This window comes from Streptomyces sp. MspMP-M5, from assembly GCF_000373585.1.
Lineage (GTDB): Bacteria > Actinomycetota > Actinomycetes > Streptomycetales > Streptomycetaceae > Streptomyces.
The window spans coordinates 138842-159475 of the sequence record NZ_KB891896.1 but is presented as its reverse complement, the minus strand read 5'-3'; the positions used below and the strand labels follow the sequence as shown (position 1 = coordinate 159475).

Annotated in this window: 22 protein-coding genes; 16 read left to right on the top strand and 6 right to left on the bottom strand. The window is 74.6% G+C overall.

Annotation, left to right across the window (positions count from 1 at the left end; translation table 11 throughout):
- The first annotated feature begins 33 nt into the window (after positions 1 to 33).
- From B073_RS0120445 to B073_RS0120435, 3 genes are all read left to right on the top strand, one after another.
- A complete protein-coding gene (locus tag B073_RS0120445) occupies positions 34 to 468 on the top strand; it encodes a CBS domain-containing protein (protein WP_018539942.1) in 435 nt (144 codons plus the stop codon).
- Positions 469 to 540: 72 nt separating this feature from the next.
- On the top strand, positions 541 to 792 hold the full coding sequence (locus B073_RS46530; protein WP_018539941.1) for a hypothetical protein: 252 nt from the start codon (positions 541 to 543) through the stop codon (positions 790 to 792).
- A gap of 369 nt (positions 793 to 1161) precedes the next feature.
- On the top strand, positions 1162 to 1686 hold the full coding sequence (locus B073_RS0120435) for a hypothetical protein (RefSeq protein ID WP_018539940.1): 525 nt from the start codon (positions 1162 to 1164) through the stop codon (positions 1684 to 1686).
- A gap of 214 nt (positions 1687 to 1900) precedes the next feature.
- On the opposite strand, the gene B073_RS0120430 is transcribed toward B073_RS0120435, so the two are convergent.
- The 3 genes from B073_RS0120430 to B073_RS0120420 form a co-directional block, all read right to left on the bottom strand.
- A complete protein-coding gene (locus B073_RS0120430; protein ID WP_018539939.1) occupies positions 1901 to 2392 on the bottom strand; it encodes an NUDIX hydrolase in 492 nt (163 codons plus the stop codon).
- A gap of 72 nt (positions 2393 to 2464) precedes the next feature.
- The gene (locus B073_RS0120425) at positions 2465 to 3079 is read right to left on the bottom strand and encodes a hypothetical protein (RefSeq protein ID WP_018539938.1); all 615 of its coding nucleotides are present in this window, start codon (positions 3077 to 3079) and stop codon (positions 2465 to 2467) included.
- 66 nt (positions 3080 to 3145) lie between these two features.
- Positions 3146 to 3943: a glutamate racemase gene (locus B073_RS0120420; RefSeq protein ID WP_018539937.1), complete on the bottom strand. Its 798-nt coding sequence runs from the start codon at positions 3941 to 3943 to the stop codon at positions 3146 to 3148.
- Between the two features lie 136 nt (positions 3944 to 4079).
- Between B073_RS0120420 and B073_RS0120415 the strand changes: the two genes are divergently transcribed.
- The 6 genes from B073_RS0120415 to B073_RS0120385 all read left to right on the top strand — a co-directional run bounded on the left by B073_RS0120415 (position 4080) and on the right by B073_RS0120385 (position 11010).
- The gene (locus tag B073_RS0120415; RefSeq protein WP_018539936.1) at positions 4080 to 5228 is read left to right on the top strand and encodes a glycosyltransferase; all 1149 of its coding nucleotides are present in this window, start codon (positions 4080 to 4082) and stop codon (positions 5226 to 5228) included.
- Between the two features lie 525 nt (positions 5229 to 5753).
- Positions 5754 to 6218, top strand: coding sequence for a DUF6643 family protein (locus B073_RS0120405; protein WP_018539935.1), 465 nt, complete (start codon positions 5754 to 5756; stop codon positions 6216 to 6218).
- A 46-nt stretch (positions 6219 to 6264) separates the two neighbouring features.
- Positions 6265 to 7089 carry an MOSC domain-containing protein gene (locus tag B073_RS0120400; RefSeq protein WP_018539934.1) on the top strand — a complete coding sequence of 275 codons (825 nt, stop codon included), beginning with the start codon at positions 6265 to 6267 and terminating at the stop codon, positions 7087 to 7089.
- A 134-nt stretch (positions 7090 to 7223) separates the two neighbouring features.
- Positions 7224 to 7703, top strand: a complete 480-nt coding sequence (locus B073_RS0120395) for a hypothetical protein (RefSeq protein WP_018539933.1) — start codon at positions 7224 to 7226, stop codon at positions 7701 to 7703.
- Positions 7697 to 8155 carry an ATP-binding protein gene (locus tag B073_RS0120390; RefSeq protein WP_018539932.1) on the top strand — a complete coding sequence of 153 codons (459 nt, stop codon included), beginning with the start codon at positions 7697 to 7699 and terminating at the stop codon, positions 8153 to 8155. The genes B073_RS0120395 and B073_RS0120390 overlap by 7 nt, the downstream gene beginning before the upstream one ends.
- A gap of 422 nt (positions 8156 to 8577) precedes the next feature.
- Positions 8578 to 11010, top strand: coding sequence for a right-handed parallel beta-helix repeat-containing protein (locus tag B073_RS0120385; RefSeq protein ID WP_018539931.1), 2433 nt, complete (start codon positions 8578 to 8580; stop codon positions 11008 to 11010).
- Here B073_RS0120385 and B073_RS0120380 read toward each other — a convergent pair.
- Positions 10980 to 13385, bottom strand: a complete 2406-nt coding sequence (locus B073_RS0120380; protein WP_018539930.1) for a hypothetical protein — start codon at positions 13383 to 13385, stop codon at positions 10980 to 10982. The genes B073_RS0120385 and B073_RS0120380 overlap by 31 nt on opposite strands.
- 318 nt (positions 13386 to 13703) lie before the next feature.
- On the opposite strand from B073_RS0120380, the gene B073_RS0120375 reads away from it, so the two are divergent.
- Both B073_RS0120375 and B073_RS0120370 read left to right on the top strand, forming a co-directional pair.
- Positions 13704 to 14552, top strand: coding sequence for a DeoR/GlpR family DNA-binding transcription regulator (locus tag B073_RS0120375; protein WP_018539929.1), 849 nt, complete (start codon positions 13704 to 13706; stop codon positions 14550 to 14552).
- A 58-nt stretch (positions 14553 to 14610) separates the two neighbouring features.
- A complete protein-coding gene (locus B073_RS0120370; protein WP_018539928.1) occupies positions 14611 to 15084 on the top strand; it encodes an SRPBCC family protein in 474 nt (157 codons plus the stop codon).
- Positions 15085 to 15135: 51 nt separating this feature from the next.
- Here B073_RS0120370 and B073_RS0120365 read toward each other — a convergent pair whose 3' ends face one another.
- On the bottom strand, positions 15136 to 16305 hold the full coding sequence (locus tag B073_RS0120365) for a pyridoxal-phosphate dependent enzyme (RefSeq protein ID WP_018539927.1): 1170 nt from the start codon (positions 16303 to 16305) through the stop codon (positions 15136 to 15138).
- Positions 16306 to 16550: 245 nt separating this feature from the next.
- Between B073_RS0120365 and B073_RS0120360 the strand changes: the two genes are divergently transcribed.
- Entirely contained in the window at positions 16551 to 16838 is a 288-nt protein-coding gene (locus tag B073_RS0120360) for a hypothetical protein (protein WP_018539926.1), read from the top strand.
- Positions 16839 to 17011: 173 nt separating this feature from the next.
- On the top strand, positions 17012 to 17512 hold the full coding sequence (locus B073_RS0120355) for an ATP-binding protein (protein WP_018539925.1): 501 nt from the start codon (positions 17012 to 17014) through the stop codon (positions 17510 to 17512).
- 15 nt (positions 17513 to 17527) lie between these two features.
- Here the strand turns inward: B073_RS0120355 and B073_RS49315 are convergent, their stop codons facing one another.
- Positions 17528 to 17761: an SHOCT domain-containing protein gene (locus tag B073_RS49315; RefSeq protein ID WP_018539924.1), complete on the bottom strand. Its 234-nt coding sequence runs from the start codon at positions 17759 to 17761 to the stop codon at positions 17528 to 17530.
- Positions 17762 to 17827: 66 nt separating this feature from the next.
- Here B073_RS49315 and B073_RS40490 point away from each other — a divergent pair, with 66 nt between their 5' ends.
- The 3 genes from B073_RS40490 to B073_RS0120335 are packed head-to-tail and all read left to right on the top strand — an operon-like array spanning position 17828 to position 20119.
- Positions 17828 to 18493, top strand: a complete 666-nt coding sequence (locus B073_RS40490) for a TetR/AcrR family transcriptional regulator (RefSeq protein WP_018539923.1) — start codon at positions 17828 to 17830, stop codon at positions 18491 to 18493.
- A 40-nt stretch (positions 18494 to 18533) separates the two neighbouring features.
- Positions 18534 to 19121: a DUF4865 family protein gene (locus tag B073_RS0120340; protein WP_018539922.1), complete on the top strand. Its 588-nt coding sequence runs from the start codon at positions 18534 to 18536 to the stop codon at positions 19119 to 19121.
- Positions 19118 to 20119: a phosphotriesterase family protein gene (locus B073_RS0120335; RefSeq protein WP_018539921.1), complete on the top strand. Its 1002-nt coding sequence runs from the start codon at positions 19118 to 19120 to the stop codon at positions 20117 to 20119. The genes B073_RS0120340 and B073_RS0120335 overlap by 4 nt, the downstream gene beginning before the upstream one ends.
- Positions 20120 to 20634: the final 515 nt, after the last annotated feature.

Sequence of the window (20634 nt, the reverse complement as noted above, 5' to 3'; positions counted from 1 at the left end):
ACCCTGAAGAACCCTGTGACAGCGGGAGGAATCATGGCCGGCAACCTGCGAGCCCGGGACATCATGACCGGCGGAGTGCAATGCGTCGGCGCGCACCAGTCGTTGAAGGACGCGGCGCAGATGATGCGCGACCTGAAGGTCGGCGCGTTGCCGATCTGCGGTGACAACAACAAGCTGACGGGGATGATCACCGATCGTGACATCGTCATCAAGTGCTGTGCCGAGGGCATCGACCCGGCGACGGTGCAGGCCGGAAGCATGCAGAGCAAGATCCACTGGATCGACGCCGAAGCGGACGCCGGCGATGTCCTGCGCACCATGGAACAGCACCGGATCAAGCGCCTCCCGGTGATCGACGTCAAGGGCGGTCACCAACTGGTGGGCATGATCACCGAGGCCAACCTGGCCAAGAACCTCACCGACGCCCAGGTCGCCGAATTCGCCAACCGCGTCTACGCGACCGCCTGACGCGCCCGTACAGCGGCCGAGCGCGCCGCTTCCGCGCCCCGCACCCGGCCGCTGGCGGACCGCCACCGTCCGATGCACCGATCTGGCGAGGAGATCGCCGACCAACAGCGGCTCGACCAACAGCGGCTGCGGATGGACGAAATGCCGACGGCCCGGGAGCCGGGCGGTCCACACCGTGTGCCGCCCGCCGTCGAAGCGGAACTCGAACTCGCCCTGGGTAGCGGCCCGTTCGAGCAGCCGGTCGGCGAGCCCGTGCCGGGCCGGCGCCCGTACCGCCCACTCCTCGACGAACCCGGCCCGCGGCCGCCGCTCGATGAACGATGACGACGAACGATGACGACGGAGGTACGGGCGGGCGGCGGGGCGACCGTGTGGGGCTTCGCATCCACGCTGCCGCAGCTCCCCACCACCCGCATCCGGAGCCGGAGTCCGCCGGCGCCGCTCCGTGCGCGGTCCAGCCCCCGTCCAGCGCCAGGGAGCTGCCGGCCACCGCCCGGCGCCCGGCCGCGGGCGCCGCGCCGTTCACCCGAACGGCCGCCCCGGATCGCCCCGCCCCCGCGGGCCTCCTACGGTCTGTCCGATGGGTCAGGGCCGAAAGGCCGCGCCGCGGCCCCGGCCATTGCCCATCGGACAGGCCCCAGCGTCGAACGACGCAGCGCGCCCACCGCGCGCCGCCGCCACAAGGAGGCCGACATGCGGAGGCTCATCGCCGTGCCGACTGTGCTGCTCGCCCTGGCCGCCGCGGGCTGCGGGACCGGGGAGGACCGCGAGGAGGCGCCGGCCACCGCGTCGGCGTCCAACCCGGGCGGGGCGTCCGACGCACCCGGCCCGCAGGACTCCCCCACCATCCCGGGCCAGCCGGTGAGCTGCGGCGCCATTGCCGACGCACTGGGCAAGGCACACGGCGTCGCCCTCTACGCGGACCCCGGCGCGGGCGGCACGGTGGGCTGTGACGAGGCCCGCGCGGTGATGAAGGAGTTCTTCCTGCGGGCGCCGCCGCAGTCGGCCGGGCACCCGGGATCGCTGGCCGTACGGGGCTGGGCCTGCCAGTACGACGGCGGCCCCACCGGCACCTGGGTCACCGAGTGCCGGCAGGGCGAACGCGCGATGCACACCGAGGACTCCGGCCAGCAGCCCGGCCCCAGCGGCCCCCCGGACGAGCCCGGCGCGCCCGACGAGCCCTCGCTCCCCGGGGAGCCGTCGACCACCGAGCTGTAGGGCCCGGCCGGCCGCCGGTCCCTGGACGAGTGACTCCTAGATGAGTGAGTCCGAAGTCCCGTCGTCCGCCCGAAGGGCGGGCCCCGCGGCGTCTGGTGCGGTGCATCGCAAGGCGCCGGAGCGGCCTGATAGCGGGGCTATCGGGACGGTTCGGCAACGCCGCGAGGCGCCGTGCCAGACGCCGCGGGGCAGGCGGGACTTCGGACTCACTCATCTAGATGAGTGAGTCCGGCACGGCCATCCCCTGGAACCAGGTCGGCCCGCCCGCGAGCGCCTTCTCGATCCGGGTGCGCGCGTAGTCTTCCAGCTCCGGGAGGGCGTCCAGGGAGAACCAGCCGACCTCCAGCGACTCGTCGTCGTTGACCCGCGCCTCGCCGCCGACCGCCCGGCAGCGCAGTGTCACGTCCAGGAACTGGCACTCGTCGCCGTTCGGGTACCGCACCGGCGGCAAAGCCTCGACGAGGACCACCCCCTCGGGGACGACCCGGACCGCGGTCTCCTCGTACACCTCGCGGATCGCGGTCTCGGCCGGCTGCTCGCCGGGCTCCGGGATGCCGCCGATCACCGACCAGTCGCCGGTGTCGACCCGCCGGCCCAGCAGCACCCGGCCGGCGTCGTCGAGGACCACCGCGGTCACCCCGGGCAGCCACAGCAGCTTGGTGCCGATGTCGGTCCGGAGGTCACGGATGAAATCGGGCGTCGCCATGCCCCGACCCTACGGGACGATCACCGGCCCCGGCGCCGCCCACGACCTCGCCCCCGGTCCGGACCTCGCCCCCTAGCCCGCCGACGCCGGGCGGCGCAGTCGGAGCCGCGCGCGGACGCAGCGCACCGCGCCCTCGGCATCGTCGACGGTGACGGTGAAGGTCCGCCCGTCACCGAGCCGGAGCACCATCGCCTCACCGCGGCGGACGATCACGGCCGTGCCCTGCTCGGGCCGCCAGCGGTACCCCCAGCCGCCCCAGTGGCGCGGGGTGACCCGGGGCGCGAAGTCCGCGTCGACGACGCTGTCCAGCGGGATTCGGCGGCGCGGCAGGCCCATGTGGCCGCACCGCACCTCCAGGCAGTCCGCGTCCACCCGGACCGCGACATGGACGAAGGCGAGGGTGCCGAAGAGCACCAGCAGCCCGGCCGCGACACAGCCGACCACGGCCATCACCAGGGGCGCCAGCCCGGAGGTCCAGGTGCTGTTCACGGCGAGGGCGACGCCCAGCGCCAGGCAGGCCGCGCCCACGGAGGCCAGCAGCCACTGGACGCGGTTGGACGCCCGGCCGTGCCAGACCTCGGGAATCTCCGCATGCGCGCCGCCGGCCGGTCGTCCACCGGCCGGTACACCGTCCGTACTTCCGCGCTCACCGGGGGCTGCGGCCCCCTCCTGGGGGTGGTCCCTCATGAGACGCAGCGTACGCGCCTTCGCACCCCGGGGCCCGGCCGATGGGCCCGGGTGGCAGGCGCTGCGTCACACCGTGCGCGGCGCGGCCGGGACGGCGCCGGCGAGCAGCCGGCCCTCCGCATAGGCCAGGACCACCTCGGGGAGCGTGCCCGGGCGGCCGCTGAGGAGGACGTCGAGGGTGCCGGTGGGGGCGGCCGCGGGGGCTGGTTCGGCGCCGATCCGGCGGAGTGCCTGGGCGGCGACCGCCTCGGCGGAGCCGTGCAGGACCAGCGGCGGGGTGCCGGGCTGCTGGAGGGCGGCACGGATGCGTTCGGCGACCAGTTCGTAGTGGGTGCAGCCGAGGACGACGGACCGGATGTCGCGCGGGGTGCGCTCGGCGGCGGCGGCCACCGCGGCGTCGATCGCGTCCTCGTCGGCCTGCTCGACGGCGTCGGCGAGGCCCGGGCAGGGCACACCGGCGACCGTGACGCCCTGGGCGAAACGGGCGATCAGGTCCTGCTGGTAGGGGCTGCCGGTGGTGGCGGGGGTGGCCCAGATGGCGACCGGGCCGCCGCCGGCTGCGGCCGGCTTGATCGCCGGGACGGTGCCGATGACCGGGATGGCAGGCTCCAGCTCGGCACGGAGCGCGGGCAGCGCGTGCACGGAGGCGGTGTTGCAGGCGACGATCAGCGCGTCCGGCCGGTGCGCGGCGGCGGCCCGGGCGACGGCCAGGGCGTGCGCGGTGACGTCGTCGGGGGTGCGCGGGCCCCACGGCAGGCCGTCGGGGTCGGTGGAGAGGACCAGGTCCGCGTCCGGCCGCAGGCGCCGCACGGCGGCGGCCGCCGGGAGCAGGCCGGTTCCGGAGTCCATCAGCGCGATCTTCACCCGGACACTTTACTCAACGGGCCGCCCTACTTGTCATACCGGCCCGGAAAGGACCGGAAGGGGGCGGGGGCCGCGAGTCCGTGTCGGGCACCGGCCCGCGGCGGCCCCGGTGGGGCAGACTGCGGCCGTGGACGCGATGGAGTGGATCGCCGCGGTGTCCCTGGTGGCCTGGGTGTGGCTGCTGCTGGGGCAGGGCTTCTTCTGGCGGACCGACGTCCGGCTGCCCGCCCGCCGGGATCCGGACCGCTGGCCGTCGGTGGCGGTGGTGGTGCCGGCGCGGGACGAGGCCGCGGTGCTGCCGGCGAGCCTGCCGACGCTGCTGGCGCAGAAGTACCCGGGCCGGGCCGAGGTGTTCCTGATCGACGACGGGAGCACGGACGGCACGGGCGGGCTCGCCCGCGAGCTGGCGACCGCCGGGGGCGGGCTGCCGCTGACCGTCGCCTCGCCCGGCGAGCCGGAGCCGGGCTGGACGGGAAAGCTGTGGGCGGTCCGGCACGGCATCGCGCTGGCGCGGGAGCGCACCGCCCCCGAGTACCTCCTGCTGACCGACGCCGACATCGCCCACGAGCCGGACAGCCTGCGGGAGTTGGTGGCCGCGGCCCGGTCCCACGGGCTGGACCTGGTGTCGCAGATGGCCCGGCTGCGGGTGGTGACCGGCTGGGAGCGGCTGATCGTGCCGGCCTTCGTGTTCTTCTTCGGCCAGCTCTACCCGTTCCGGTGGGTCAACCGGCGGGGCGCCCGGACCGCGGCGGCGGCCGGCGGCTGCGTGCTGCTGCGGCGGGAGGCGGCGGAGCGGGCGGGCGTCCCGGAGGCGATCCGGCACGCGGTGATCGACGATGTGTCGCTGGCGCGGGCGGTCCAGCGCTCCGGCGGATGCATCTGGCTGGGGCTGGCGGACCGGGTGCGCAGCGTGCGCCCGTACCCGCGGCTGGCGGAACTGTGGCGGATGGTCTCCCGCAGCGCCTACGCGCAACTCCGCCACCGGCCGCTGCTCCTGCTGGCCACGGTCCTGGGGCTGGTGCTGGTCTACCTGGTGCCGCCGGCCGCCCTGCTGGCCGGACTCGCGGCCGGCGACCCGGTGGCCGCGGGCCTGGGCGGCGCGGCCTGGGCGGTGATGTGCGGGACGTACCTGCCGATGCTGCGCCACTACCGGCAGCCGCCCTGGGCGGCGCCGCTGCTCCCGTTCACCGCGCTGCTCTACCTCCTGATGACCGTGGACTCGGCCGTGCAGCACTACCGGGGGCACGGCGCCGCCTGGAAGGGCCGCACCTACGGCACGCTCTGAAGTTGCCGCCCCGCTTCGTCAACGAGAGGGCCGGGGCGCCCTTCGTGAGGGTGAGTTTCGTCAGGCGGGACGGGAGCGGGCGCGGGGACCGGCGCGGCCCGGCCGGGCGGGGCGGAATTGACGCCACCGGTTGACCGGCCGGCAACGGCGGCGCGGCGGCCGTCGGGGGCACGGTCGGTGGCACCACAGCAGGCCGCGGGGCTCCACGCGGACCGCCGGCGCCGGAACCGGGACGTTGCCGCCCGTGAGTATCGCCCTTGGGCATCGACATCGCCGTGCCCTCCCGCCGTCCCGCAGCACTCGCGCCCCGTCAGCCGTAGCCGGCACCAACCCACTTGGCCGGGAACGCCCCGAACGCCCCCTGTTCATCCTCTGGAGGCGAGGTCTTTACACGATCCCTACGGGCGATCGCGACCGATTTTCGCAAGTTCGCTCACATTGCGGACCCGGGACCTCTCCGAACCCGTAAAACAACCCTCTTGTCAGGCTCCCCAATCGACACATCGTGGGCTTAACTTATGAGGCATGACCTCCCCCCGCTCCACTTACAGCGGCGGCTACTACGCATCGCCCTCCTTCCCCGACACTCCTATCTACGACAGCCTGGTCGCAGAGCGGGGTACGCCGCAGATCGCCCCGATCCGGGTGAACCCGTCCCCTTGGGAGACCGGTTCCTCGCTGCCGGCCCTGCCCTCGGCACTGCCCGCGCTGCCCGCGGCGCCCTCCGCGCCGTCCGCGCCCCCGCAGGGCCACGGGTATCCGGGCGCCGTGCCGCAGCCGGCCGCCCCGCTGCAGCACACCCCGGCGCCGTACATCCCGCAGCAGGCGGGCCATCGCGGGTACCAACCCCCGCAGCAGCACCAGCGTCCGGCACCGGGCATGGGCACGGGGTACGAGGCGATGCGCCCGGCCGCCCCGGTCGCGCCGCGGCCCGCCTCACCGTTCGACGAGCCGGGGTACGGCCGCCAGTACCCGCCGCGCGGGTACTGAACCGGCCACTCGACCCGATGTGCGAAGCGGCTGGCAGGATGAGGCCATGTCCAGGCCACAGGTCCAGTCGCTGCACGTCTATCCGGTCAAGGCCCTTGCGGGCTCCGATCCCGGCGATGCGGTCGTCGAGCCGTGGGGGCTCGCCGGGGACCGACGGTGGCTGTTCGCCGACGCCGCAGGCCGGCAGATCACCCAACGGCAACAGCGGGGGCTGGCGTTGGCCCGTGCCGAGGGGCTGCCCGGTGGCGCCCTGCGGCTGACCGCGCCCGGGATGCCGCCGCTGGTGGTCGAGGTGCCCGAGCCGCTGGGCACGGTCCCGGTCCGGGTCTTCGACGACGTGGTCGAGGCAGTGCCCGCGGGCCCCGAGGCGGCCGCCTGGTGCCAGGGCTTCCTGGGTTTCGAGTGCCGGCTGCTGCACATGGACGCCCCGGAGAAGCGCCGCCGCGTGGACCCCCACTACGGCGAGCCCGGCGACACCGTCAGCTTCGCCGACGGCTATCCGCTGCTGCTCACCACCGCCTCGTCGCTCGACGCCCTCAACTCCCTCGTCGCGCAGGGCGACCACGCCGCCGAGGGGCCCCTCCCGATGAGCCGTTTCCGGCCCAATGTCGTGATCGCCGGTACGGCGCCCTGGGCGGAGGACGGCTGGCGGCGGGTGCGGATCGGCGCGGTGGAGTTCCAGGTGGCCAAGCCCAGCGGGCGCTGCGTGGTGACCACCGTCGACCAGCGCACCGCCGAGCGCGGCAAGGAGCCGCTGCGGACCCTCGCCCGCCATCGCCGCTTCGGCGACAAACTGGTGTTCGGCCAGAATCTGATTCCCCGTGGTGCGGGCACGCTCCGCGTCGGCGACCCGTTCGAGATACTCGGCTGACGGCCGCACGCGGTCCCTGCCGCCCTCGTTGCGGGCCGGTCGGCGGCTGCCTACAGTGAGCGCTCAGCGCCGCCGACGGGACCGGCCGCGGGGTGAGACAGAGAGCTGCTGTGCCGATGCCTGCCAGGGATGCCGTGAGCGGCCACCTCCTCCCCGTCCAGCGCCTGCGCCCCGGGGACCACGCCTCTGCGGGCCACGGCGACGACGAGGCCCGGGCCCGCGAGCGCGGCCGGCTGGTGGTCACCGGCCTGCGGGAACTCATCGGGCCGGACGCCCAGTTCACCGCCGCCCGGCAGAGGAGGCCGCTGCGCGCGGCCACGGACCGGGCGACGGGCGAGGGGTGCACCGTGCTGCGGGCGTTCGTCGACATGGGGTGGGCGGCCGCGCTCGGCGCCGGCGTCGCGCCGGCGGCCCGCCGGCTCACCGTGGACCTGACGCGGCGGCACTTTCTGCCGGTGGGCGGCGCGGTGGGTCTGCCCGCCCCGGCCCGGGGCGCCACGGGACACGATCTGGTCGAAGTGCGCCGCGGCCGCGGGCGGCACCGGATGCTGCGGCGGCCGGGCGCCGAGGCGGTGCCGCGGCTGACGCCGAGGGAGGTGGTACGGCCGTGCTGAATCCGGAACCGGCCGGTCACGGTCGGGCGAAGGAGCCGGTGGAGGAGGCCGGGCGCCGGCTGCTGCAGCGCCGCTTCACCGCGCGACTGCTGCCGCAGCTGCGGCTGCTGGTCGAGGAGTGCGCCGCCCGCGAGGGGCTGAACGAGCCGCGGCGCGGGGAGTTCGTGCTCGCGGTGGACGAGATCGCCGGGAACGCCGTGGAGCACGCCGGCGGCGCGGGGCGGCTGGTGCTGCGCCGGGTGGGGGACGAGCTGGAGTGCCGGATCAGCGACGCCGGCCCCGGCTTCAGCGAGACGGTGATCCCGGAGCTGCTGCCGGGCCTGGACGGCGCCCCCAAGGGGCGGGGGCTGTGGCTGGCGCGGCTGGTGGCGGACCGGTTCGCGGTCGGGCCCGGCACGGGCACGGCGGGCGAACGGGGCGCGGTGGTGACGGTGGCGGTCCGGCTGCGCTGACGGCACGGCCGGGCCCGGAACGGGTACCGGCCCGTGCGGGGGCGCGGCGGGTGGTCGGCGCGTGCGCCGTGCGGCCGCCAACCGGGCGCGTCATCAGCGGCGTTCGGGGTGGGTGCCGCGACCGCGGCCGGCTGGTTCGTCGAGGGCGGCCGGCGGCCGGCCGTACCGCGGCTGACGGCACGTCGGTTCCGCCGCTGGGACGCGGCCGGGGCATGCGCCGGGCAGGACTGAGGACGGCCGACGCCGGGAGTTGAGGAGCGGCTGACCAGGCTGCGGACCGTGTCAACTGCCGCCCCCCGGGCGCGCTACGGTGGTGCCTCCAGTCTCTCGGCTGGGGCCTCGCAGACCGGAAGCGGACATCCCGCTTCACGCATGGCTGCCGGGCCGACATCTGCCGCACGAAGTGGGGACACGACACCGCCATGGCACAGGGCTCGGTCCAGGTGACGCACGCCGGAACGTCGCGTTGGCGGCGTCGCACCGGTGAGTACAGTTCGCTCGCCGCCGCCCTGGAGGCCGCCGGCGACGGGGACGTGCTGACCGTGCCGGCCGGGACGTACCGGGAGAACCTGGTGCTCCAGCGGGCGGTGACGCTGCGCGGACCGGAGGGGGCGCGCGGCTCGGTGCGGATCGCGCCGGCCGACGGGGTGGCGCTGACGATACGAGCCTCGGCCACCGTCCACGACCTGCACCTGGAGGCCGCCGACTCGGCGTCGCCGGCGCTGCTGGTGGAGGACGGCGCCCCCGAGCTGACCGACATCCGTGTGGTGACCCGGTCAGCGGCCGGCATCGAGGTGCGCGGCGGCGCCCGTCCGACGGTGCGGCGCTGCACGGTCGACAACGCCGGCGGCGTCGGCATCAGCGTCCTGGACGGCGCCGGCGGGGTGTTCGAGGAGTGCGAGGTGGTGGCGGCCGGCCAGGCCGGGGTGACGGTGCGCGGCGGCGCCCACCCACGGCTGGCGAACTGCCGCATCCACCACGCCTCGGGCGCCGGGCTGTCGCTGACCGGCGAGGGCACCACCGTCGAGGCGGTGGGCTGCGAGCTGTACGAGATCAAGGGCACGGGCGTCCAGGTGACGGGGCGGGCCGCCGGCCATCTCACGGACTGCACGGTGCACCGCACCACGGCGGACGGCGTCACCCTGGACACCGACGCGGTGCTCACCCTCGCCGACTGCGACATCCACGACATCCCGGAGAACGCGGTCGATCTGCGGTCCCGTTCGGTGCTGACGCTGACCCGCTGCACGGTGCGGCACTTCGGGCGCAACGGCCTGTCGGTGTGGGACCCGGGCACCCGGGTGGACGCCAACCAGTGCGAGATCCACGACAGTACGGGCGACTACCCGGCGGTGTGGGTCAGCGACGGCGCGACCGCGGTCCTGGACTCCACGCGGCTGCACGACGTGCCCGACGCACTGTTCGTCCTGGACCGGGGCTCCCGGGCCGACGTCGTGGACTGCGATCTCACGCAGGTCCGCAACACCGCGGTGTCGGTGAGCGACGGCGCCACCGTCCAGCTGGACGACTGCCGGATCCGGGAGACCTCGACCGGTGCGTGGTTCCGCGACCACGGCAGCGGCGGCACGCTCGCCAACTGCACCATCGACGGGGCGCAGACCGGGGTGATCGTCACCAAGGGCGCGGACCCCACCATCGAAGGCTGCACGGTCAGTTCGCCCGCCGAGGCCGGGTTCTACGTCTCCGCGGAGGGCCGGGGCACCTTCCACGGCTGCCGGGTCACCGGCAGCTCCGGCTTCGGCTTCCATGTGATCGACGGCTGCCGGACGACGCTGACCCGGTGCCGTACGGAGCGGTGTGCCCGCGGCGGCTACGAGTTCGCCGACGCGTTCGGCGACGGCAGCGGCGGCGGGCCCACCGTCGAGGACTGCACCAGCGACGAGAGCCGGACCACGCAGGCGCCGCCGGTGACCGCCCCGACGGCGCAGCCGGCGACCCAGACGGCCGGACTGCTGGGCAACGTCCCGGCGCCGCGGCCGGCGCCGGCCGCCGCCGGCGCCGCCCCGGAGACGCCGGCGCCCGGCCGCCCCTCCGAGGAGGTGCTGGGCGAACTGGACGCCCTGGTGGGGCTGGACAGCGTCAAGCGGGAGGTGCGCACCCTGATCAACATGATCGAGGTGGGGCGCCGCCGGCAGGAGGCCGGCCTCAAGGCCGCGTCGGTCCGGCGGCATCTGGTGTTCACCGGCTCCCCCGGCACCGGCAAGACCACGGTGGCCCGGCTGTACGGCGAGATCCTGTACTCCCTGGGGGTGCTGGAGCGCGGTCACCTGGTCGAGGTGTCGCGGGTGGACCTGGTGGGCGAGCACATCGGCTCGACGGCGATCCGCACCCAGGAGGCGTTCGACCGGGCGCGCGGCGGGGTGCTCTTCGTGGACGAGGCGTACGCGCTCTCCCCCGAGGACTCCGGACGGGACTTCGGCAAGGAGGCCATCGACACCCTGGTCAAGCTGATGGAGGACCATCGGGACGCGGTGGTGGTGATCGTGGCCGGCTACACCGCGGAGATGGAGCGGTTCCTGGCGGTCAACCCCGGTATCTCGTCACGTTTCTCACGGACCATCAGGTTCGGTGACTACGCTCCGGAGGAGCTGCTGCGGATCGTCGAGCAGCAGGGCGAGGAGCACGAGTACCGTCTCGCCGAGGGGGCCTGCGAGGCGCTGCTCAAGTACTTCACGGCGCTGCCCAAAGGGCCTTCGTTCGGCAACGGCCGCACCGCGCGGCAGACGTTCGAGGCGATGGTCGAGCGGCACGCGGGCCGGGTCGCCAGGATCACCGACCCGAGCACCGACGACCTGACCCTGCTCTACGCCGAGGACCTGCCCGAACTCCCCTGATTCTCCCCCGGGTCGGACCGCTGGGCCGGTATCCCCGGGGCCAGCCGGGCGAACAGTTGGGCGCGCACCCGGTCGAAGACGGGGTCGGCCTGGTAGTCGCCGTGGCCCAGGATCTGGGCGGGCAGCGGGTTCTGGAGGGTGCGGCCGAAGGCGAGCGGGTCGCGCAGCGGCCCCTCGTCGATCGCCCGGCCGTCCTCGCAGGTGAGCCGGATCGGGCCGCCGATGGGGTCGGTGAAGCGCCAGAGGTTGCGCCAGTCGTCCATCTCGCGGTGCAGGCCGGTGAGGGCCGGCGGGCCGAAGTAGGCGGGGAACCAGCGGCCGTAGAGGCGTTCCAGCGGGCTGCCGTAGGTGAGCAGGGCGACCCGGCTGCGGGTGACCAGATCCAGCTGCCAGACGGCCGCCGCGGCCAGCACACTGCCCTGGGAGTGGCCGGAGATCACCAGCCGGCCGTCGTAGCGCTCGGTCCAGGTGGCCATCCGCCACGTCAGGTCGGGGACGGCGCGCTCGGCATAACAGGGCGGCGCGAAGGGGTGTGCGGCGCGCGGCCAGAAGGTGCCGACGTCCCAGAGGATGCCGATGGTGCGCCGGGCGGAGTGGTCGCGGTAGGCGCGCCGGCCCATGGTGAGCAGCAGGACCACCCCGGCGCCCATCAGCCAGGAGCCGAGGGACTCGGCGGCCGCGGCGGCGGCGTGCACGAAGGGCGGGGCGCCCTCGGTGGCGCGGCCGGGGGCCCGGTCGGTGAGCCAGGCGCCGGCCACCGCACCGGCTCCCAGGACGAGGGTGACGGCGGCGATCGCGGCCACCAGGACGGGCGCCGCGTCGGTGAGCCCGGCGCGGGCGATGGTGCCGGCGATGCGCTCGGTGCGCAGCACGTCGGGCCGCTCGCGCGGGTCGTAGAGGCCGGGGACGTCCTCGGCGACCCGCTTGCGGACCATCAGGACCCGGACGCCGGCCAGAACGACGACGACGGCGACCACGACGAGCAGCGCGGGCAGTACCGACGCCTGCCAGGACAGCAGCACCGGCGGCCCGGGGATCGGCGCATGGTCCTGGCCGGGAGTGGCGGGCCCGTCGATCCAGTCGGCGAACCGTTGGGCCACGCCTCCCGTCAGCACCCCGGCGACCGCGCAGGACAGCAGCGCGACGGCCGGCCCGCCCATGCCGCGCAGCGCGGTGCGGGCCTCGCCCCGGGCGGCGCGCTGGAGGAACCACGCGGTCACCACCAGGGCCAGCACCAACCCGCCCTGGAGGACGGCGATCCCGCCGAACGCCGCGACCCCGGGCAGCGGGCCGTGGCTGTGCGCCGCCGGCCGCGACCAGGCGGCGTAGCCGGCGGTGAGGGCGAGCACGGCCAGCGCGAGGTAGGGCAGCGCGCGGACGGCGAGGCGGTCGGACTCCTCGTCGCGGACCGCCTCGCTGCGGGCGGTGCGCCAGACGACGAGCAGGGTGCCGGCGGCGAGCAGCACGACCAGGCCGGTGAGGGTCCGGCCGACGGCGGTCAGGGCGACGGCGCCGGCCCGGTCGTCGGCCCGCAGGGAGGCGACGAGCAGGGCGGCGGCGATGGTCAGCACCCCGGCCGTGGTGTGCGCGGCGCGCAGCCGGGCGACGAGCCGGCGGCCGTACCAGAAGCCGTCGAGACCCAGCGCGGTGCGCTCGTGGGCGGGGGTGTCACGGGAGGTGCCGGGACGGCGCGGCGGCGGGGAGGCGGACTCGTAGGCGCTCCAGGTGCGGTGCGAGAGCCACCACAGGAAGCCGACGACCGCCAGGGGCAGCGCGGAGGCGAGGACCAGACGGCGGCCCGGGGTGCTCCACCAGCCGCCGCCCGCGGGGTCGAGGAAGCCCAGCCAGGACTTGCCGGTGGCGCAGACGGGGGTGCCGGCGCACTGCCAGGCGCTGAGGTCGAGGGCGACCTCGCAGGCCGCGGCGGCCAGCAGGACGGTGAGGGTCAGCGCGAGCAGCCGTACGAGGAGGTCGTAGAGGCGCTGGGCCCGGTGGCCGGGCGGGGCGGCCGGGCGCATCCAGTGGGCGAGGTTGGCGACCATGAACGGCAGCAGGATCAGCCAGAGCGCGCGGGCGCCGTTGCCGGAGGTGAGGTTGGACCAGCAGTACGCCTCGCGCACCGGCCGGGTGCGGTAGGCGCCGGGGCGCCGCTCGGCGTCGGCGTCCTCGGTGCGGCGGTAGCAGGCGGCGGTGTCGTCGCCGGTGATCAGCTGGACCCGTGGGTCGCCGAGCATCTCCTGCGGGGTGGTGCCGCCGACGCCGTGGACGAGGAGCTCCAGGGCGAGCGGCGAGTGCGGTGCGGTGACGGGTGGCGGGTCCGCCGCCGGGCTCGGTTCCGGCGTACGGGCGGACGGTGGTGTGGCCGCGGTCTCCACTGGCTTTCCCCCGATGTCAGTGTGGAGCGGTGTGAGGTGGTGGGCGAGGGCTGTCCTGGCGTGGTGCGGGCGGGGGCGCGGGTGGTCGGTCGTGCGGTGCGCCCCCTTCTCGGATTGTCCCCGTCTTCTGGGAGCGTTCGCACCCGGCTTGCGGTTCCCTGGGCGCCGGTTGCGGTTCCCCGGCCGCGGCCTACCCGGATCGGGGTCGCTGTCGGACCCGCGTGCGAGGATGAAGGTCGGCAGCAGCACAGAGCGCAGGCGGCGGACAGCCGGCGGAAGGACCCGGGGCGGTGAGCCGGGTGGAAGGGACGGGCCGCGGTGGTCGACAACCAGAACCTCCTCGCGGAGCAGCGGCGGGCCCTGATCCTCGATGAGGTCAGGCGGCGGGGCGGAGTGCGGGTCAATGAGCTGACCCGCCGGCTGAGCGTCTCGGACATGACGGTCCGTCGCGATCTGGACGCACTGGCCCGCCAGGGCATGGTCGAGAAGGTGCACGGCGGCGCCCTGCCGGTGAGCGATCCCAGTACGCACGAGCCGGGTTTTGAAGTGAAGTCGGGGCTGGAGCCGAGCGCCAAGGCGGAGATCGCCAAGGCGGCGGCGGAGCTGGCGGTGCCGGGCAGCGCGATCGCGCTGGCCGGTGGCACCACGGCGTATGCGCTGGCCCAGCGGCTGCTGGAGGTGCCGGAGCTGACGGTGGTGACGAATTCGGTGCGGGTGGCCGAGGTGTTCTACAACGCCCAGCGGGCCGCGGCCGGCGGCGGCGAGGGCCGCCCGCCCGCGGAGGCGGCGACGGTGGTGCTGACGGGCGGGATGCGCACGCCGTCGGACACCCTCGTCGGCCCGGTGGCGGACGCCGCGATCCGGTCGCTCCACTTCGATCTGCTCTTCCTCGGGGTGCACGGCATATCGGTGGAGGCGGGGCTGTCCACGCCGAATCTCGCCGAGGCGGAGACCAACCGCCATTTCGTGCGGTCCGCGCGGCGGGTGGTGGTGGTCGCCGACCACACCAAGTGGGGCACGGTGGGCCTGAGTTCGTTCGCCGCGCTGGACGAGGTGGATGTGCTGGTGACGGATGCCGGGCTGTCCGCCGAGGCGCGGGCGGAGTTCGCGGACCGTCCGACGGAGCTGGTGGTGGCGGGCGAATCGGCCGCCGACGCAGACAGCTGACGCTGTGCCGGCTATGGTGTCCGGCGCAGCCGGCCCCGTCCGCAGGAGGTGCTCGTCCATGCCCCGACGGCTCCGTCCCGTCCCGCTCGACTTCGCCGGATCGGCGCCGCTGCGGCTGGTGTTCACCGCCGAGGTCGCCGCCCCGCCCAAGGCCGTCTACGCCGCGCTGGCGGACGACGTCCCGGGCTGGGCCGACTGGTTCACCGGGGTCGCGCGGATCGCCCCGACGCCGGACGGCCGCGGCCGCGAGGTGCGGCTCACCGGCGGCGGCCGCTTCCGCGAGACGATCATGGCCGCCGAGCCCGCCGCGCGCTACGCCTACCGCGTCGACACCACCAACGCCCCCGTACTGCGAGCCCTGTTGGAGGACTGGCGGCTCACGCCGGCCGGCGACGGGACCCGGGTGCGGTGGACGTACGCGGCGGACGGCCCGGCGCTCTTCCGCTGGCTGATGCCGCTGGCCCGCCCGGCCCTGGCGCACGCCTTCCGGCGCTCCCTGCGGTCCCTGGACCGCCGGCTCGCCGACGGCTGACGGACGGGCCCGCGGCGGCCGGTGGCCCCTCGGCCGCCGGCCTGCCGCGCGTCAGTCGCCCCAGGACCCGGTGGCGAGGAAGTGCTCGATGGTCCGGGCGTAGGGGGCGATGTCGAGCCCCTGCTCGGCCAGCCAGGCGTCCGAGTAGTACTTGTCGAGGTAGCGGTCGCCCGGGTCGCACAGCAGCGTCACCACGGATCCGGTCCGGCCCTCGGCGACCATCTCCGCGACGATCCGCAGGGCGCTCCACAGCCCCGTGCCCGTCGAGCCGCCCGCCTTGCGGCCGATGGCCCGCTCCAGCGCGCGGACGGCGGCGACGCTGGCCGCGTCCGGCACCTTCATCATCCGGTCGATCGCACCCGGCACGAAGCTCGGCTCCATGCGCGGCCGGCCGATGCCCTCGATACGGGAGGCGGTGGCGCAGTCGGTCGAGGCGTCGCCGGTGAGCCAGCCGTCGAAGAAGCAGGAGTTCTCCGGGTCGGGGACGCAGATCAGGGTGTCGTACTGCATGTAGTGGACGTATCGGGCGATGGTCGCGGAGGTGCCGCCGGTGCCGGCGGTGGCGACGATCCAGGTCGGCTCGGGGTAGCGCTCCAGCCGCAGCTGCTGGTAGATCGACTCGGCGATGTTGTTGTTGCCGCGCCAGTCCGTGGCCCGCTCGGCATAGGTGAACTGGTCCATGTAGTGCCCGCCGGACTCGGCGGCGAGCCGGGCGGACACCTCGTAGACGGTCCGCGGGTCCCGGACGAGGTGGCAGGTGCCGCCGTGGAACTCGATGAGCCGGGTCTTCTCCCGGCTGGTGGTCGCCGGCATCACCGCGATGAACGGGACCCCGATCAGCGAGGCGAAGTACGCCTCGGAGACCGCCGTGGAGCCGCTGGACGCCTCGATCACCGGCTTGCCCGGGCGGATCCAGCCGTTGCACAGCCCGTAGAGGAACAGCGAGCGGGCCAGCCGGTGCTTGAGGCTGCCGGTGGGGTGTGTCGACTCGTCCTTGAGGTAGAGGTCGATGCCCCACTCCTCGGGCAGCGGGAAGCGCAGCAGGTGGGTGTCGGCGGTGCGGTTGGCGTCCGCCTGGACCTTGCGGACTGCTTCTTTGAGCCACGCCCGGTAGTCCGGATCCGAGCGGTCGACGTCGACGGTCGGAAGGGCGGACGGGGCCGTCACACCGGCCGCGTGCGGGTCTCCGGGCCGCCCCTCGGGCGGTTGTGCGGTGCTCACCGGCGCGCTCCTCAAGGGGATGTACGGGGCCGGCGGAAGGCCGGTCCGGTTTTGACTATAACCACCCGGCGCACGCTTCTCACCTGCATAAACATCCCTTTGAGAGGCCCCAAGAAGACCCTGGGGCAAGGGGGTTGTGCGCCTTGGCGCCCCCTGTGGCACTGGTGAACCGGGCGCAATGGCGGCAAACTTCCCTGTGGGGGGCGGTGGACGGAACCCGCCCACGGCATCGGGGAGTGGTGAGAATGGCGGAGCCGGAGTACAAAGCGACCGGAGTACGGATAGAGCGCTCGTTGCGGTCCCTGACCAGAGCGGGCCAGGTCCGCATCAGCGGCGGCCGGCTGGCCCTGCTGACCAGCTACGGCAGGGAGATCGACAGCGCGCCGGTCGGTGCCGTGGAAGCCCACAAGCCGCTGTTCGCCGCCCGCGACCGGGCACTCGCCATCCTCAACGGCAACCGCTACTCGCTGACCCTGGGCGCCCGGGACCGTTTCCTGCGCGCTGTGGAGGCGGCCCGTCGGCCACGCGCGTGAACACCGGCTTCGGTGCGGCGGTGCGGTTGCGGTCGCGCACCGCCTGCCCGACCCTGGACACGTATCACTGAGGGTTCACCAGCGGTGACACTGTGACGCAGCCGGCATCGCTGTTCCGATCTTCGCCCCTCCCCGGTACGAGGGGCGCCCGGCCTCATCAGGGAGTCGCGGTCGTGATCAGGCAGCCCAGCAGACACTGCACGGTGGAGCTCGAGGCCGTCCCGGCCCGCATCGGCCACGCACGCGGCATCGTCTCCGCGCAACTACGCCTCTGGCATCTCGACGCCCTGGTCGATCCGGCCGCCCTCGGGGTGACCGAACTCCTCGCCAACGTCCACCGGCACGCCCGCCCCAGCAAGCAGTGCACCGTCGAACTGTGCGTACTGCTCGACCAGTTGACGGTCTCGGTGCACGACCTCGACCCTCGGCTGCCGCGCCTGCGGACCGCCGGCGGCTGGGAGACCTCCGGCCGCGGACTGGCGCTGATCGCGGCGCTCAGCGAGAGCTGGGGAGTACGCCCGCACGACCCGGGCAAGGTCGTCTGGTTCACCCTCCCCGCCCTGACCACCGCCCCCGAAGAGGTCCGCGCACCGCACACCTGCTGGGACACCGCGCCGCTGGAGGACGCGGACGCCGACCCCCGGCCCCGGACCCGGAGCGCGCGGGTCGGCTGACCGCGGCCCGGGGCGCTACGCGGCACTCCCCTTGCGGCCGCCGCCGAAGTGCTCCTCCAGGACGGACAGCCGCCGCCAGTACTCCTCCTCGTCGATCTCGCCGGCGGCGAACCGGCGACCGAGGACGGCGATCGACGTCGGGGCGTCACCACCACCCCCGGGCCGGGAGCGTCGCGCCCCGGCGGCCGCGCGTCGTCGTACCGGGGGCTGCGGGTACGACGGTGGGGGTATGGGCGGCCCCCTGCCCACCTCCCCCTCTTGATCTCTGCAACTCCTTACTTGATCTCTGTAACTACTAGTATGTACAGTCAGGGTATGAGCAAGAGCACGCGGGACAGTGAGACGACGGCGGCCGACGCTCCCCCGGCCGGCAGCACCCAGGAACGGCTCGTCACCAGCACCCAGGAGCTCCTGTGGGAGCGCGGCTATGTCGGCACCAGCCCCAAGGCGATCCTGGAGCGCGCGGGCGTCGGCCAGGGCAGCATGTACCACCACTTCGCGGGCAAGTCCGCTCTCGCGCTGGCCGCGATCCGGCGCACCGCCGACGGCATGCGCGCGTCGGCCGACGAGATCCTCTCGGCTCCCGGCACGGCGTACGACCGCGTCGCGGCCTATCTGCTGCGCGAGCGGCAGGTGCTGCGCGGCTGCCCGATCGGGCGGATGACGCAGGACCGCGACGTGGTGCAGGACCCCGAACTCCGGGCGCCGCTGGACGAGATGTTCGGCTGGCTCCGGCAGCGGATCGCCGAGGTGCTCACCGAGGGACAGCGGCGCGGCGAACTGGCCGCCGCCCTCGACCCGTCGGCCACCGCGGCCAGCGTCGCCGCGGTCGTCCAGGGCGGCTATGTCCTGGCCCGGGCGGCCGAGGACCCCGCCCCCTTCGACGCCGCCGTACAGGGCCTGTTGGCGCTGCTGGCCGCGCAGTCCACCACGGCGCCGGCCCCGGCACCGGCCCGTGGGAACGGCCCCGCGGCCCCCTGACCGGCACCTCTCCCTTCTCCCCTCCCCTACGGAGCCCCCGATGCACGCCATGCAATACAGCGTCACCCTGCCCGCCGACTACGACATGGAGATCATCCGGCACCGCGTGAAGACCCGTGGCCACCTCCTGGACGACTTCGACGGCCTCGGCCTCAAGGCGTACGGCATCCGGGAGCGCGGCAGGGACGGCTCGCCGGTCAACGAGTACGCGCCGTTCTACCTCTGGGCCCAGCAGGAGGCGATGAACCGCTTCCTGTTCGGCGAGGGCTTCCGTGGTGTGGTCCGGGACTTCGGGCGTCCGGCGGTGCACAACTGGCAGGGCCTGTACCACCGTCCGGGCCCCGCGGCCGACCACGTCCCGGCCTCCTTCACCCGGCACGCCGTGCCCGTCCCCGAGGGCACCGACGTCGCGACCGTCATCGAGGACGCCCTCGCCGTGCACGAGAAGCTGGCGACCACCGACGGGGTGCACACCACCGCCCTGGGCCTCGATCCCCGGCGCTGGGAGCTGCTCCACTTCACACTGTGGGCGGACGCCGCCCCGGAATCCGTCGCCGGGGAGCGCTTCCAGGTGCTGCACCTGTCCACCCCGGGCGTCGGCCGGCTGGGCGCCGGGCGGCAGTGGTGACCGCGGGCCCCACGGCCGCACCCGGCCGCCGTACCGTCCGCACGGTCCTGGGCGACCTCGCCCCCGACCGGCTCGGCGTCTGCGACGCCCACGACCACCTCTTCATGAGCAGCCCCCAACTCCCGGGCCAGGAGCTCGCCGACGCCGACGCGGCCGCCGCCGAACTGCGCTCCTTCCGGGACGCCGGCGGGGCATCCGTGATCCAGTGGACGCCGTACGGCATGGGGCGGCAGGCGAACGAACTCCCGCGACTGGCACGGGAGTCGGGCGTCACGATCGTCGCCGCGACCGGGCTCCACCAGGCGGCGCACTATCGCCCCGACGTCCTGGAGGGGTTGCTGTCGGCCTCGGCCGACCTGGCCGGGCTGTTCGTCAGCGAGCTGACGGAGGGGATAGGCGCCATGGGCGCCCTCGGTGCCGATGGCGGCGACGCCGGCACTGTGGATTCCCCGGCGCCCCGGCCGCGGGCCGGCATGATCAAGGTGGCCGGCGGCTTCCACGGTCTGGACCGGCACGCCCGCCACACCATGACGGCCGCCGCCGAGGCCCACCGCGCGACCGGCGCGCCCATCGGCGTCCACCTGGAGCTGGGCACCGGCGCGCTGGACGTCCTCGACCTGCTGTGCGGCGAGTTGGCGGTCCCGCCGGACCGGGTGATCCTCGGCCATCTCAACCGTTCGCCCGACTTCACGGTGCACCGGACGGCCGCCGAGTCGGGCGCGTACCTCGCCTTCGACGGGCCGTCGCGCGCCAACCACCCCACGGACTGGCGAATGCCGGACGCGGTGGCGGCCCTCTGCGACGCCGGCTTCGCCGACCGGATCCTGCTCGGCGGCGACACCACGACGGCCGCCGCCCGCGCGGTCAACGGCGGCCCCGGCCTGCCGTATCTGCTGCGCAGGCTTCGGCCGCGGCTGGAGGCCGCCGTGGGGGCGGCGGCCGTGCGGGGGATGTTTGTCGCGAATCCTTCGCGGGCGTTTTCGGCCGAATGGCCGTGAATCCCACGTAGCCGGCTTTCCCGCCGTAGGGGTTCGCCGCCGTTTTTGCGCCTGCGGCGCGGTGCCCGCCTGACGGCGGGAATTGCCGATCCGCTGCGCGGGGCCGGTCCGCTGCGCGGGGCTTATCGGCCGCGGTGCCGGGTCTGCGGGGCAGGGGGTGTGTCCGGACTGCTTCGCTTTACGTCCGGACACACCCCCTGCCCCTCCGACCCGTCCCCTCCCGTGGGTGGTCATAGAGACGGTGCGTGGGGGCCGGCCTGAGTGGTCCGGTGCGGGTCGCTGTCATCGACGGTCACCCCTCAGTCCAGAGCCGGCACCGGCCCACAGACGGATGGTGCAACTGGCCTGTAATCCGACCCCCAACGGGAGGGGACGGGCCGGAGGGGGTGGTGTGCCGGACGTAAAGCGAAGCAGTCCGGCACACCACCCCCGCAGGCCCGTCACCGCACCCAACAGCCCCGCGCAGCGGACAAGCAACGCGCCGCAGGCGCAACGGCAAGAACCCCTACGGCGGG

What these genes read in the sequence shown, in the direction of transcription:
- B073_RS0120445 (WP_018539942.1), top strand. Translation starts at nt 34, where the DNA reads ATGGCCGGCAACCTGCGAGCCCGGGACATCATGACCGGCGGAGTGCAA.
- B073_RS46530 (WP_018539941.1), top strand. Translation starts at nt 541, where the DNA reads ATGCACCGATCTGGCGAGGAGATCGCCGACCAACAGCGGCTCGACCAA.
- B073_RS0120435 (WP_018539940.1), top strand. Translation starts at nt 1,162, where the DNA reads ATGCGGAGGCTCATCGCCGTGCCGACTGTGCTGCTCGCCCTGGCCGCC.
- B073_RS0120430 (WP_018539939.1), bottom strand. Translation starts at nt 2,392, where the DNA reads ATGGCGACGCCCGATTTCATCCGTGACCTCCGGACCGACATCGGCACC.
- B073_RS0120425 (WP_018539938.1), bottom strand. Translation starts at nt 3,079, where the DNA reads ATGAGGGACCACCCCCAGGAGGGGGCCGCAGCCCCCGGTGAGCGCGGA.
- B073_RS0120415 (WP_018539936.1), top strand. Translation starts at nt 4,080, where the DNA reads ATGGAGTGGATCGCCGCGGTGTCCCTGGTGGCCTGGGTGTGGCTGCTG.
- B073_RS0120405 (WP_018539935.1), top strand. Translation starts at nt 5,754, where the DNA reads ATGACCTCCCCCCGCTCCACTTACAGCGGCGGCTACTACGCATCGCCC.
- B073_RS0120400 (WP_018539934.1), top strand. Translation starts at nt 6,265, where the DNA reads ATGTCCAGGCCACAGGTCCAGTCGCTGCACGTCTATCCGGTCAAGGCC.
- B073_RS0120385 (WP_018539931.1), top strand. Translation starts at nt 8,578, where the DNA reads ATGGCACAGGGCTCGGTCCAGGTGACGCACGCCGGAACGTCGCGTTGG.
- B073_RS0120370 (WP_018539928.1), top strand. Translation starts at nt 14,611, where the DNA reads ATGCCCCGACGGCTCCGTCCCGTCCCGCTCGACTTCGCCGGATCGGCG.
- B073_RS0120360 (WP_018539926.1), top strand. Translation starts at nt 16,551, where the DNA reads ATGGCGGAGCCGGAGTACAAAGCGACCGGAGTACGGATAGAGCGCTCG.
- B073_RS40490 (WP_018539923.1), top strand. Translation starts at nt 17,828, where the DNA reads ATGAGCAAGAGCACGCGGGACAGTGAGACGACGGCGGCCGACGCTCCC.
- B073_RS0120340 (WP_018539922.1), top strand. Translation starts at nt 18,534, where the DNA reads ATGCACGCCATGCAATACAGCGTCACCCTGCCCGCCGACTACGACATG.